The organism is Actinoalloteichus sp. AHMU CJ021 (assembly GCF_002895405.1).
Classification (GTDB): Bacteria; Actinomycetota; Actinomycetes; order Mycobacteriales; family Pseudonocardiaceae; genus Actinoalloteichus_B; species Actinoalloteichus_B caeruleus.
This window is the reverse complement of record NZ_CP025990.1, coordinates 800,281-812,548: the sequence shown is the minus strand read 5'-3', so window position 1 is coordinate 812,548 and position 12,268 is coordinate 800,281. Positions and strand designations below refer to the sequence as shown.

The 12,268-nt window shown below is 73.9% G+C and carries 13 protein-coding genes; 4 read left to right on the top strand and 9 right to left on the bottom strand.

The genetic code is table 11. The annotated features are described in order from the left end of the window. Positions 1–147: 147 nt before the first annotated feature. Positions 148–939 (bottom strand): family 43 glycosylhydrolase, encoded by a 792-nt coding sequence (locus tag C1701_RS02950; RefSeq protein WP_081715757.1) that lies wholly within the window; start codon positions 937–939, stop codon positions 148–150. A gap of 240 nt (positions 940–1,179) precedes the next feature. On the opposite strand from C1701_RS02950, the gene C1701_RS02945 reads away from it, so the two are divergent. Continuing rightward, the gene (locus tag C1701_RS02945; RefSeq protein ID WP_211237631.1) at positions 1,180–2,496 is read left to right on the top strand and encodes an ROK family protein; all 1,317 of its coding nucleotides are present in this window, start codon (positions 1,180–1,182) and stop codon (positions 2,494–2,496) included. Between the two features lies 1 nt (position 2,497). After that, entirely contained in the window at positions 2,498–4,255 is a 1,758-nt protein-coding gene (locus tag C1701_RS02940; protein ID WP_103055502.1) for a glycoside hydrolase family 35 protein, read from the top strand. 255 nt (positions 4,256–4,510) lie between these two features. Here the strand turns inward: C1701_RS02940 and C1701_RS02935 are convergent, their stop codons facing one another. Beyond that, positions 4,511–5,131, bottom strand: a complete 621-nt coding sequence (locus C1701_RS02935) for a TetR/AcrR family transcriptional regulator (protein WP_030107003.1) — start codon at positions 5,129–5,131, stop codon at positions 4,511–4,513. A 120-nt stretch (positions 5,132–5,251) separates the two neighbouring features. Between C1701_RS02935 and C1701_RS02930 the strand changes: the two genes are divergently transcribed. Then, positions 5,252–6,037 (top strand): SDR family oxidoreductase, encoded by a 786-nt coding sequence (locus tag C1701_RS02930; protein ID WP_103055501.1) that lies wholly within the window; start codon positions 5,252–5,254, stop codon positions 6,035–6,037. 42 nt (positions 6,038–6,079) lie between these two features. Here C1701_RS02930 and C1701_RS02925 read toward each other — a convergent pair whose 3' ends face one another. From C1701_RS02925 to C1701_RS27075, 6 genes are all read right to left on the bottom strand, one after another. Continuing rightward, positions 6,080–6,808: a DsbA family oxidoreductase gene (locus C1701_RS02925; RefSeq protein ID WP_103055500.1), complete on the bottom strand. Its 729-nt coding sequence runs from the start codon at positions 6,806–6,808 to the stop codon at positions 6,080–6,082. 113 nt (positions 6,809–6,921) lie between these two features. Continuing rightward, positions 6,922–7,695 carry a GNAT family N-acetyltransferase gene (locus C1701_RS02920; protein ID WP_103055499.1) on the bottom strand — a complete coding sequence of 258 codons (774 nt, stop codon included), beginning with the start codon at positions 7,693–7,695 and terminating at the stop codon, positions 6,922–6,924. A 98-nt stretch (positions 7,696–7,793) separates the two neighbouring features. Beyond that, positions 7,794–8,627, bottom strand: a complete 834-nt coding sequence (locus C1701_RS02915) for a nucleotidyltransferase domain-containing protein (protein ID WP_337662108.1) — start codon at positions 8,625–8,627, stop codon at positions 7,794–7,796. A gap of 248 nt (positions 8,628–8,875) precedes the next feature. Continuing rightward, the gene (locus C1701_RS02910) at positions 8,876–9,619 is read right to left on the bottom strand and encodes a class I SAM-dependent DNA methyltransferase (protein ID WP_026420722.1); all 744 of its coding nucleotides are present in this window, start codon (positions 9,617–9,619) and stop codon (positions 8,876–8,878) included. A gap of 360 nt (positions 9,620–9,979) precedes the next feature. Beyond that, positions 9,980–10,177: a hypothetical protein gene (locus C1701_RS27080; RefSeq protein WP_308208841.1), complete on the bottom strand. Its 198-nt coding sequence runs from the start codon at positions 10,175–10,177 to the stop codon at positions 9,980–9,982. 71 nt (positions 10,178–10,248) lie between these two features. Then, positions 10,249–10,545 (bottom strand): TetR/AcrR family transcriptional regulator, encoded by a 297-nt coding sequence (locus tag C1701_RS27075; protein ID WP_308208840.1) that lies wholly within the window; start codon positions 10,543–10,545, stop codon positions 10,249–10,251. A gap of 93 nt (positions 10,546–10,638) precedes the next feature. On the opposite strand from C1701_RS27075, the gene C1701_RS02900 reads away from it, so the two are divergent. Next, the gene (locus C1701_RS02900; protein ID WP_026420723.1) at positions 10,639–11,100 is read left to right on the top strand and encodes a nuclear transport factor 2 family protein; all 462 of its coding nucleotides are present in this window, start codon (positions 10,639–10,641) and stop codon (positions 11,098–11,100) included. Between the two features lie 114 nt (positions 11,101–11,214). On the opposite strand, the gene C1701_RS02895 is transcribed toward C1701_RS02900, so the two are convergent. After that, positions 11,215–12,213 carry a helix-turn-helix transcriptional regulator gene (locus tag C1701_RS02895; RefSeq protein ID WP_103055498.1) on the bottom strand — a complete coding sequence of 333 codons (999 nt, stop codon included), beginning with the start codon at positions 12,211–12,213 and terminating at the stop codon, positions 11,215–11,217. Positions 12,214–12,268: the final 55 nt, after the last annotated feature.

The following is a 12,268-nucleotide window of genomic DNA, read 5'->3' as shown; positions in this document are numbered from 1 at the left end:
GGTCCGTCGTGGCCAGCGGCTCCTCCGTCGTCCGCCACGGTCACCCTGGTGTGCCATCTCGTCGCCCTTCCCGTGGCCCCCAGCCTGTCCGTCCCGGTCAACCCCCGTTTCCGCGACCGGGGAGTCTCGGCCCTCCCCGGTCGTCGCTCATTCCTCGCGGAACACCGATCCGTGCCGCACGGAGCCCGAGAGCCCGCCGGGCAGCTCCCGGGGCGGTGACCAGGTCCGCAGGTCCGCGCTGTCGCTGTAGACGTAGCGGGAGGTGGTGTAGCCGTCCAGGTAGATGCGGTGGCGGCCGTCGGGGAGCACGGTCAGCGCGGGACCCTCCACCCGTCCCCACCCGGCGAAGTCGCCGGTGTCCACGAAGCGGTAGGGCCCGGTGAGCGCGGGTGCCACGGCGTGTTCGACGACCTTGTCGGTCTCGTTCTTGGCGAAGGCGTGGTATTCGCCGCCGTGGTGCACGAGGAAGGTGTCGATGTGGTTGGGGCCGATGCCGGCCAGCTCCACCGGCCCCGACCAGCGGGTCAGTTCGTCGTCCTCGGCGGTGAACAGGTGCGGGCGGAAGGGGCCGTAGGAGCCGGTGGAGAGGGAGACGACGACGTGCTGCCGCCCGGTGGCCGGGTCGCGGAAGAACTCCGGAGCCCAGGTGTTGCGCACCCACCCCACGCCGACCTCCACCGTGGTGTGGTGCCGCCACTGGATGAGGTCGTCGCTGACGGCCAGCGCGAAGTTCCCGGTCTCCCAGCCCGTGGTGTGGGCGACGAACCAGCGGCCGCCGTGCCGGGTGACGGAGGGGTCCCGCACCAGTCCGGTCGGGGGTTCGTAGGCGGGGCCGTGGAGCAGGGTGAAGTCGGTGGCGTCCGCCGACTCGTAGACGTACATGTTGCTCTCGCTGCCGTTGGTGAACGCGGTGAAGACGTAGCGCACCCTGCTCCTCATCCCTCCCACTGCCGTGGCGGCGCGGCCAGGCCGTTCGCCGTGGGGTGATCCTGCGTGCGGTGCGGCCGGTGGACAAGGCCGTCCCCGCCCGTGGGCGGGGTTTGACCGAAGTCAGCCCATCTGGGCCGCGTCCCCGGGATCCGGGGAAGCGGGGACGGCCGTTTCCGGCCGGGGCCGCCGCGGGGCCGTCGGGCGGCTGGCCCTCGCGGTCCGAGCGGGACTAGGGTCAAAATCCGACCCTTGGAAAAAGTCCCCGGCCCGCCGGTGGACTCGCTGGCACCGGAGGAGGAGGGTGTCGTGCGTCCTCGTTCCTCGCGGGACATCCGCAGGGAGAACCGCTTCGACCTGCTGCGACGCGTGTACTCGGCCGAGCGGGCGGTCACCCGCCAGTGGCTGGCGGCCGAGACGGGGCTCTCCCCCGCCACCGTCGCCACCCTGACCACCGAACTGCTCGCCCTCGGGGTGCTCGTCGAGGTCGGCAGGGAGGACTCCGGTGGCGGTCGTCCCCGGGCGCGGCTCGCGGTGAACGGGGACCACGGCGTCCTCGTCGGCGTGGACGTCGCCGAGACCTACGTCCGCGCCGACCTGTTCGACCTCGCGCTGCGCGGCCTCGACTCGGGGCACCGGGAGATCGGACCGGAGGACCACCAGCCCGACGTGGTGGCCCGGCACGTCGTCGACCTGGTGCGCGGCATCTTCGACCGTGGTCGGCTGACCCGGGACCGCCTGCTCGGGATCGGGGTGAGCCTGCCGGGGCAGCGGCACACCGACAGCGGGGTGTCCCTGTTCCCCGCCGCCACCGGGGCCTACGAGGACGGTGACCCGGAGGGGAGGTTCCGGGGGCTCCTGGCGGACGCCTTCGGGAGCGAACCCTTCCTGGAGAACCCGCTGAAGGCGAGCACGGTGGCCGAGCTGTGGTTCGGCGGGGGACGCGCCGCCCACGACCTGGCGGTGGTGACCCTCGGAACCGGGGTCGGCGTGGGGATCGCCGTCGACCAGCGCCTGTACCGGGGAGCCACCGACGCGGCGGGGGAGTGGGGGCACACCCTGCTGGTCCCCGGCGGACGGACCTGCCGGTGTGGCAGGACCGGCTGCGTCGAGGCCTATGTGGGCGCTCCCGGCATCGTGGCGACGCTGCGCGAACGCGACCCGCGCGACCCGCTGCTCCACGCCGACGAGTCCGCCACCGTCGACGCGTTGGCCTCGGCCGCCGGCCGGGACGATCCGCGTGCCCTCGCCGTGCTCGACGAGGTGGGCGCCACCCTCGGTGTCGCCCTCGCCAACCTGGTCAACGTCCTCAACCCCGACACCGTGGTGCTCGGCAGCTGGGTGGCGACCCGCCTGGGCCGCTGGTTGCTGCCCGCCGCCCGCGACGGCGCCGCCACCCACGCCCTGCCCCGCAACCTCGCGGCCGTCGACTGGCGGCTGTCCGGGGTGGAGGGGCATGCCGTGAGCCTGGGCGTCGCCGCACTGGCCCTCGAAGGACTCGTCGCGGGCGGCCCGTCGGCCGCGCCGCGTCGCGACCCCGTTCCGACGACCGCCCACCGGGAGCGCTGACATGCCCGAATTCGCCATTGGTGACGACGACTTCCTGTTGGACGGGAAGCCGACGCGCATCATCTCCGGTGCCCTGCACTACTTCCGGGTCCACCCCGACCAGTGGGAGGACAGGCTTCGCAAGGCCCGGCTGATGGGGCTGAACACCGTGGAGACCTACGTCCCGTGGAACCTGCACCAACCGACGCCGGACGACCTCACCGCCGAGGACGGGCTCGACCTCCCCCGGTTCCTGCGGCTGGCCGGGGCGGAGGGGCTGCACGTGCTGCTGCGCCCCGGCCCCTACATCTGCGCGGAGTGGGAGTTCGGGGGGCTGCCCGCCTGGTTGCTGGCGGAACCCGGGGTGCGGCTCCGCTCCACCGACCCCACCTACCTGGCGGCGGTGGAGCGCTTCCTGGCCCGGCTGTTGCCGTTGGTGGTCCCCCACCTGGTGACCCGGGGCGGGCCGGTGCTGGCCGTGCAGGTGGAGAACGAGTTCGGCGCCTACGGCCGGGACCAGGAGTACCTGGAGCGGGTGGCGGAGTTCCTGCGGGCCGGCGGGGTGGACGTCCCGTTGTTCACCAGCGACCAGCCCTCCGAGGAGATGCTGGCCGCCGGGGGCCTGCCCGGGGTGCTGCGCACCGGCAACTTCGGCTCGCGGGCGGCGGAGAACCTGGCCCGCTTGCGGGAGGGGCAGCCCACGGGGCCGTTGATGTGCATGGAGTTCTGGCACGGCTGGTTCGACCGGTGGGGTGGGCCGCACCACGTGCGCGAGCCCGAGGACGCGGCGTCCACCCTGGACGAGCTGCTGGCCGCCGGTGCCTCGGTGAACTTCTACATGTTCCACGGCGGGACCAGTTTCGGCTTCCTCAACGGCGCCAACGACAACGGCCGGTACCTGCCCACCGTGAACTCCTACGACTACGACGCCCCGCTGTCGGAGAGCGGTGATCCCACCCCGAAGTTCGCCGCGTTCCGCGAGGTCATCGCCCGGTACGCCCCCGTCCCCGACGAGCCGGTGCCCGCTCGGGGGCCCCGCCTTCCGGAGACGGCGGTCAGCCTGGACGAGTCGGCGGCGTTGCTCCCGGCCGTGGACCTCCTCGCCGAGGGGGTCGCCGCCGACCGGCCGCTCACGATGGAGGAGTTGGGCCAGGCCTACGGTTTCGTGCTCTACCGGACCACCCTGCCGGCGGCGGTGGACGGGGTGCTCGTCGTCGAGGACGTGCACGACCGCGCCCAGGTCTTCGTGGACGGCGCGCCGGTGGGGGTGCTGGAGCGGGAGCACCGCGAGCGGGCGCTGGCGCTGCGGGCACCGGCCGGTGCCCGGCTCGACCTGCTGGTGGAGAACCAGGGGCGGGTGAACTACGGGGAGGGGCTGGCCGACCGCAAGGGCGTCCTCGGCGGGGTGTTCGTCGACGGGACCGAGGTGACCGGCTGGAGCTGCCACCCGCTGCCGCTGTCGGCGGAGCAACTGGCCGCCGCCCCGTACTCGCCGGCCACCGGGCTGCCAGCCGGCCCGGGACTGCACCGGGGGACCGTCCGGATCGAGCAGCCGGCGGACACCTTCGTCTCCCTGCCGGACTGGACCAAGGGCGTGGTCTGGATCAACGGCTTCGCCCTCGGGCGGTACTGGCGGCGCGGTCCGCAGCGGACCCTCTACGTCCCCGGGCCCGTGCTGCGCCCCGGGGTCAACGACATCGTCGTTCTCGAGTTGGAGGCCGCGACGTCGCGCACGCTGATGTTGGTGCCCGAACCCGACCTGGGTCATACCCAGGAGTGACGGTTCGGGCCCCTTGTCGTGGGGTGGCCCCTCGGGCCGCGTGTTCATGGGTTGAGGTCGGCACGGCGACCCCGGTCTCCCCGAGGTCGTCCCCTCCCCGATCCCGTCCGGGCGTCGCCGCCGCGCACGGCTCGGCCGGGTGGGAGTCGCGACGGGTGGCGGTCCCACCCCAGCCACCCCACCGGGGACCGGGTCCTCCGCCCGGTGGCGGGCGGGCGCGGGGGCGGCCGGGCTCCCGCGTGTTCGTGGCCGGGCTCAGCCCGACCGGTGGGGCGTGCCGCCGCCGGCTCCGACTCCCGTGAACAGCGTGTCGACCACCCGCGCGGCGGCCGCGTCCAGTTCGGCCGGTGTCGGCTCCTCGGCCAGGTCCTCGGCGGCGGCGTGGATGAGCCCGTAGTACACCCGGCTTGCCCAGTCGGGGTCGACGTCCGAGCGCACCGCCCCGGCGTCGCGGGCCCGGCGGAACAGGGCGACGCAGCGGGCGCGGGTGTCGGTGTGAACGCGCACCACCTCGGGGTGTTCGGAGTGGACGCCCATCGCGAAGCTCCAGGTCCGTTTGATGCGCAGCACATTGGCCGTCACCTCGTGCAGGGCGACCAGGGGTGGGGCGCTCTCGGGGCGGCCGGCCAGGACCGCCGCCTCCAACTGCTGGGCCGCCAGGACCGTCAGCGAGGAGACGAGGTCCTCCCTGGTGGCGAAGCGCCGGTGCACCGTAGTCCGCGCGACCCCCGCCTCGGCGGCGATGCGTTCCATCGTGGCCCCGGGCTCCTGGCTGAGCACCCGTTCGGCGGCGGCGAGGATGGCGCGCACGGTGCGTTCGGCGTCCGCGCGTCGGGCGCGTCCCGGCCCCGGGGTCCGTTCCGTGTTGTCCCGCATCACCGTGCCCTCCCCGCCGGGAGCGTACCGCCGTGCCACCCCTTCCCTCGAAGTTGCTACATTCGTGTAGCAAGTAACTCGGTAGTGGCATCAACGAAGTAGTGGTTGAAGGGAGTTCTGGTGGATCTTCGCCTGAGCGGGAAGACAGCGGTGGTCACCGGCGGAAGTCGGGGCATCGGCCGCGCCATCGCGGCCGTCCTCGCCGAACAGGGAGTCCGGGTGGTGGTCGGCGCCCGCCGCGCCCCCGACCCGCCAGTGCCCGGCACGACGGCCGTCACCGCCGACCTCGGCACCGAACAGGGCGCGCGGGACCTCGCCGGCGCGGCCCTCACGGAACTCGGCGCGGTCGACGTCCTGGTGAACAACGTCGGAGGCGGCGACGGTGGTGACGGCCAGACCAGCGGGTTCCTGGGGACCTCCGACGCCCTGTGGCACGCCACCTTCGAGCTCAACCTGTTCAGCGCGGTCCGCGTCACCCGGCACCTGCTGCCCAGCCTGCTCGACCAGCGCGGCAGCATCGTCACCGTGTCCTCCAACGCGGCGCGGACGCCCGGCGCCGGCCCGTTGCCCTACGCGGTGGCCAAGGCCGCGCTCACCGCGTTCGCCAAGGGCCTCGACGCCGAGTACGGGCCCCGGGGCGTCCGGGTCAACACCGTCTCCCCGGGACCGGTGCGCACCGATCTGTGGGAACACCCAGAGGGGTACGGCGCCGCCCTCGCCCGCTCGCTGGGCATCCCCCTCGACGACCTGCTCGCCGGCCTGCCCGAGGCCTCGGGCATGACCACCGGTCGGCTCGTCGAACCCCTCGAGGTGGCGCACCTCGTCGCCTACCTGGCCTCACCGCTGGCCGCCAGCGTCGCGGGCGCGGACCTGCTCATCGACGGCGGCGCCACCCGAACCCTCTGAGCCGGCGGCGCGGTGGGGCGGCCCGCCGGGCCTGGTGCGGGATCAGCCGGCCGACCCGGACCCCGACCGCGCCGCGCCGTCCGGGACGGCACACGCCGCGCCACCCTCGCCCCCCGTCGGGTCGGCGGCCCGCTCGTCCACCCCGGCGGCGGTGGCCAGGGCGCGTGCCAGCACCTCGACCGGTTGCGCGCCCGACACCCCGTACCTGCCGTCGAGCACGAAGAACGGCACCCCGCTCACTCCGAGCCGGCGAGCCAGGTCGAGATCGGCGCGCACCGCGTCGGCGTGCGCGTCCCCGTCGTCGAGCACCCGGCCGGCCGTCGCCTCGTCCACCCCGGCCTCGGTGGCGAGCAGCACGAGGGAGTCCCGGTCGAACAGCGACCGCTGCTCGGAGAAGTGCGCGCGGAACAGCCGCTCGACCATGCGCGGGCCGGTCCCCTGCCCAGCGGCGCACTGGACCAGGCGGTGGGCGTCGAAGGTGTTGCCGTACCGCAGCCCGCCCATCCGGAACTCCAGCCCGTCCCCGGCCGCCGTGCGCTCCATGTCCGTCCCCATCCGGGCCGCCTCCTCCCGGGAGGTGCCGAACTTCGCGGCCAGCACCTCGGCCTGGTCGCGGGTCTCACCCCGGGGGAACCCGGGGTCGAGCTGGAAGGACCGGTACACCACCTCGACGCGGTCACCGAGGCCGGCGGCGTCGAGCGCCCGCTCGAACCGCTTCTTGCCCAGGTAGCACCAGGGGCAGACCAGATCGGACCAGATGTCGACCCGCACCAGCGGCTCCTTCCTCGCGCCTCGACTCCCCGGAACGGACCGTGAGCCTCCGCCACGGTAGTCGACCGGCCCGGCCGCCCGTCGTGGCGGACGAGGACGCCGCCCGGCACCGCTCAGGGGGCGGTGCGGTAGTGGTAGGCGGCGAGCTCGGTGAACCCGGCGCGGGTGTAGAGCCCGTGCGCGGCGGTGTTGTCCTCGTCCACCTGGAGGTAGAGCTGGTGGGCCCCGCGTCGCCCCGCCCACCCGGCCAACGCGCCCAACACCAGCCGGGCGGCGCCCCGGCCCCGGGCGTGCCGCCTTGTCGCCATGCCGAAGATCCCCGCCCAGCGGTCGTCGAGGACCACCCGGCCCACGCTCACCACCTCCCCGTCCAGGGCCACGGAGGCGTACCCGCAGGGGCGGTCCAGCCGGTCGAGCACCCGGCGTTCGGCCTCCCGGTCGAGGCCCGCGCCGTGCACGGCGAACCAGGTGTCGAACCAGCCGGGATCCGCCTGATCGGCGACCGACACCGGGAGGTGGGCGCCGACCGCCCCGACGCGTGCCCCGTCCAGCGGAGCGGTCCGCAACGACATCGGACTCTCCCGGCGATAGCCCCGCCCGGCCAGCAGCGCGTCCAACTGGTCGGGTGAGGCCGGGCTGATCTGGAAGCGGGCGGTCCCGCCGTACCCGGCGTGGAAGCGTTCCGCCCGTCCCACCCGCTCCGCCAGCGGTTCCGCCGCCAGCTCCTCGTGCGCCAGCACGGCCGCCGACCACCACGCGCAGCCGGGGGAGTGCCGCAGCCACCAGCCTCCGAGGTGGACGACGTGTTCGGCTGGCAGTGCCCGCGCGGTCCGTTCCTGGAGCGCGGCGACGAGGGCGGCGGTGCTGGTCGAGGACGTGGTCGGCATCCTCGCCTCCCTTCCGGCGGGCCAGCCACGGGGCGCGGGCGTGGCACGGCGATCGTGATCGGCCACCCCCTCGCGCGGGACGTCCGGAGGTCGCGTGGTCAGCGCGGCCCGGGGACCCCGTGCACGGCGGCGTACTCCTCGGCCAGCCAGGGGCCGAGGTCGTCGAGGACCATCGGGAGGACGTCCGTGTTCGCCGTCGGAGCCGACGCGGCCTCGGCGACGGCCCGCATCCGCTCGGCCTGGTCCGGGTAGTACCGCGCGAAGAGGTCGGCCGACCGGGTGAGGTCGCTGGTCCACCCGCCCCAGCGGGGCATGACCAGCGTGAACCCGGTGCGGACCACCCGCCTGGTGACCCCGCGCACGAGGGAACGCCGCTCGGCGTCCGTGGTGGCGGCGGCGTTCCTGTCCCGCCACCGGGGAAGCAGGGAACCGAGGTCGCCGTTCGTCTCCCGCGCGAGCACCGAGTCCGGCCGGTAACGGGGCAGCAGCTCGGCGAGGTCCTGCCCGAGCAGCGGGGTGCACAGGCAGGCGACGAAGAACCCGCCGTCGTACCGCTCCCCGTCGCTGAGGAGGGACGTCATGCTCGACAGGAGGATGCCGGCGCCGTCGATCTCCGGGAAGGCGTCGTCCAACTCGGACTCGATGGTCCTGACCTCGGCCCGGTCGGTGGCCGATGGCTCCGCTCGCAGGGCCACCAGGACGTCCAGGTCGGACGTGCCAGGGACGGCGGTGCCCCGGGGGATGCTGCCGTAGAGGTAGGCGCTGTGCAGGCGGTCGGCGTCGAAGGTCGCAGCGAGGCGTGCCCGGGTCGCCTCGACCACCGGCGTGAACGCCGCGCCCACCCGGTCGAGGGCCCCCTCCCGGACGATCGCTCCCGTGCCGTCCACCCCGCGTTCGTCCACCCCGCGTTCGTCCACCCCGCGTTCGACCATTCGCGCAGGATGACCGATCGGCGCGAACCGATCCACCCGATTTCCCGAGCTCCCCTCCGTGGCACCGGCACGACCGCCCCGGATGCCACCCGCTCGCACACCAGCCCCGGGCTCCCGACCGGGACCGAGGGCGGACCCGGCCCGTGCCGTCGCGGTGACCGGGGGCGGCGCGGCCGGCCGCGACGAGGAGCCGCTCGCGGGTCGTCCCACGGTCCCGCCCCGCGCCGGGCCTCGTGTCCACCACGGGCTCACGGGGCCGGTGGTAGCCGATAGACGGAGACGTGGGACCGGGAGTCGGAGGTGAACTCGGCTCCGGACCAGTCGGCCCACCTGTTCTCCAGGTCGAACCCGGCCAGCTGCCCCATCAGGTCGAGCTCGGCCGGCCAGACGTAGCGGTGCGGACTGCGCGCCAGCCGCGCCTGCCTGCCCTCGCCGAACGTGAAGTGGTGGGACACCAGGTGCTGGCGCACCGTGTCGTAGGTGTCCAGGCCGACGTACCCGGGCTCGGCGTGGTAGACCAGCGCCTCCTGCCCCGGTGGGAGCCGGCGCAGCTCGGGCACCTCCAGCTCGATCACGAACCGCCCGCCGGGCACCAGGTGGCGTGCGGCGTTGCGGAAGCAGGACACCTGCTCGGCCTGGGTGAGCAGGTTCGAGATCGTGTTGTAGACCAGGTACACCAGCGAGTACTCGCCCGGCGCGGTGGCCGTGGCCATGTCCCCGATGACCACGGGCACGGCCCGATCGTCCACCTTCGTCCGGAGCCGCTCGACCATGGGACGGGACAGGTCGATCCCGGTGACGCGGACCCCCCGTTCGGCGAGTGGCACGGCCACCCGACCGGTGCCGATCGCGAACTCCAGCGCCTCCCCGTCACCGGCCAACGCGGCCAGGCGGTCGACGGTCGGTTCCAGGACCTCACGGGCGAACCTGCCCCGGCCCGGCGTGTCATAGCGTTGGGCGGTCTCCGCGTCCCAGATCTCCTCCTGGCGCATGGTCGTGACGATTCCCGGCGACGGCCCGCGATGTCCACCGAATTCGGTGCGACGGCGACCAGGCCCTGCCCGAGCCACCACCGGCGGACGGGCGCGTCCCGGGGCCACGAGGGCCGACCGGCCCGCCACTCGTGCGGCTTGTCCCGGGGCGGGGGCCGGGATCGGTGATGCCCCGAGGCGACCCGCGTGATGCGTCGAGCGGTCCTCCCCCTCACCACCGCGCACCCCGACCGCGAACGGCGGCGCGGCGGGGTCGGAGCTGCTCGGTTCACCCCCCTACGCGCGGGTGGCGCTGCCCGGTCCCGCCGCCCGTCGAAGCCCAGCGGCCGCGGTCGGCGGGGCGGGGACGAGCGGGGGTGCTCACACCATCCCGAGCATCCGCGCGACGGCTCGCCGCGCGTGGCGGGCAGCTGCCGGATCGCCGCTGACACCGGCCGTCACGATGGCGCCCTCGGCGAGCAGGACGACTGGTTCGACCACCGAGGACCCGGCGGTCCGCACCCACTCGGCGATCTGGTCGTGGAACGCCTGCTTGTGGGAACGGATCTCGGCCAACACCCGCCGCGAGGACGAGCCGAGCTCGCCGTGCGCGTTGATCCAGGCGCAGCCCCGGAAGCCGGGTTTCCGAATTATTTCTCCAGCCAGTCGAACAGCGCCAGGACCCGTTCGCGGGGCTCGGGAACCCGCTCCACGCGGTCGGCCAGCTCGCCTCGCCACCGCTGGTCGTGGTGGCGCAACACCGCCACCACGAGGTCCTCCTTGGCGCTGAACAACCGGTAGGTCCGTTTGAGCGGCAGACCGGAGGCGGCACGGACCTCGTCCATCCCCACCGCGCGGATGCCGCGCTCGTAGAAGAGCCGCTCCGCCGCGTCGAGGAGCACCACGCGATCGAGATGGTTCCGTTCCTCCGACGTCGGGGCTGGCACTGGGAGACTCCTTGACGTTGAGAACGGTGGTTCTCTAGTGCAGGTCACCGGTGGAGAACGATCGTTCTCCCATGGGAGTGAGGAGACCAGGAGATGCCCGAGGACCGTCCGCCCTACCCGCCGTTCACCCAGGAGACAGCGCTGCTGAAGGTCCAGGCGGCGGAGGACGCGTGGAACACCCGCGACCCCCACCGCGTGGCGACCGCCTACACCCCGGACTCGGTCTGGCGGAACCGCGACACGGTCCTCCGGGGCAGGGCGGAGATCATCGACTTCCTGACCGGCAAGTGGGAGCGTGAACTGGACTACGCGCTGCGCAAATCCCTGTGGACGTGGCGAGGGAACCGGATCGCGGTCCGCTTCCAGTACGAGTGCCGCGACCGGACGGGGCAGTGGTGGCGCTGTTACGGCAACGAGCTGTGGGAGTTCGACGACCGCGGCCTGATGTCGCGCCGGGAGGCGAGCATCAACGACGTCGCGATCAGCGACGCCCAACGACGCATCCACGGTCCCCGACTCCCGGAGGAACACGGAACCGAGATCCCGCTGTGGTGACCGGGGTAGGCGCGACGGCGGTCAGCTGCCGGCAAGGTCGACGCAGCCCGGTCGGCGGGTAGCCGTGGGCGGCACGGCCGCCACGCACCCCGTGACCGGGTACCGCGCACTCACTCACCCCGCGCCATCCGACGCCGGGCCGCCGTCGGCCACCTCCGAGAGGCGGGCGGACAACGCGCGCAGCCGCTCCCGCAGCAGGTCAGACGCCGTCATCGTCACCGGTTCCCCGAGAGCCACGACCGCGAGGACCTCCCGCAGCAGGCCGTCCACCGTGTCCGAGCCCAGCGCCACCACGCACCCGCCGTCCTCGATGTCCCGAACCCGGCCCGGCAGCGGGTCGGTCAACACCCGTGACACCCGGGTCGCCGACGCGGCCACCCACAGTTCCGCCCGGTGCGGGAACGGGGTCGACAACAGGACACCCCGCGGGTACTCGGCCGGGTCCCCACCCGGGACCTCCCCGCGCTGGAAGCGCCGCCCGGTCGGGGCCACCTCGGAGATCCGGTCCACCCGGAACGTCCGCCACCCGCCGCGGCGCAGGTCGTGGGCGATCAGGTACCAGAGCTGGTGACCGGTCACCAGGTGGTGGGGTTCGACCCGTCGTTCGGTCACCACCCCGTCCCGGTCGCGGTAGGAGCACGTCACCACCTCGTGGTCCCGGCAGGCGACGGCGAGCACCGACAGCACCTCCGGGCACACCTGGTTCGGTGCCGGCCGCACGAGCGGGACCGTCGCCCGGGACACCGCCGCCGCCCGGTGCCGCAGCCGTGCCGGCAACACCTGCTCCAACTTCGCCAACGCCCGCACCGAGGTGTCCTCGATCCCCGTGACCGTGCCCCCGGCCGCGGTGAGCAGCGCCGTGGCCACCGCCACCGCCTCCTCGTCGTCCAGCAGCAGCGGAGGAAGATCCCGCCCGGCCACCATCCGGTACCCGCCGGCGGTGCCGGTCGTACCCCGCACCGGGTAGCCCAGGGCACGCAGCCGCCCGACGTCGCGTCGGACGGTCCGGTCGGTCACCTCCAGCCGGCGCGCCAACTCGGCCCCCGACCACTCGCGGCGGCTCTGCAACAGCGACAGGAGGCTCAACAGCCGCGCCGGCAGGCTCGCGTTCACTCTTTCAGGATGTCATCTCCTTGCGGACACCTCCGGTCCGCAACGCGCTCTAGCT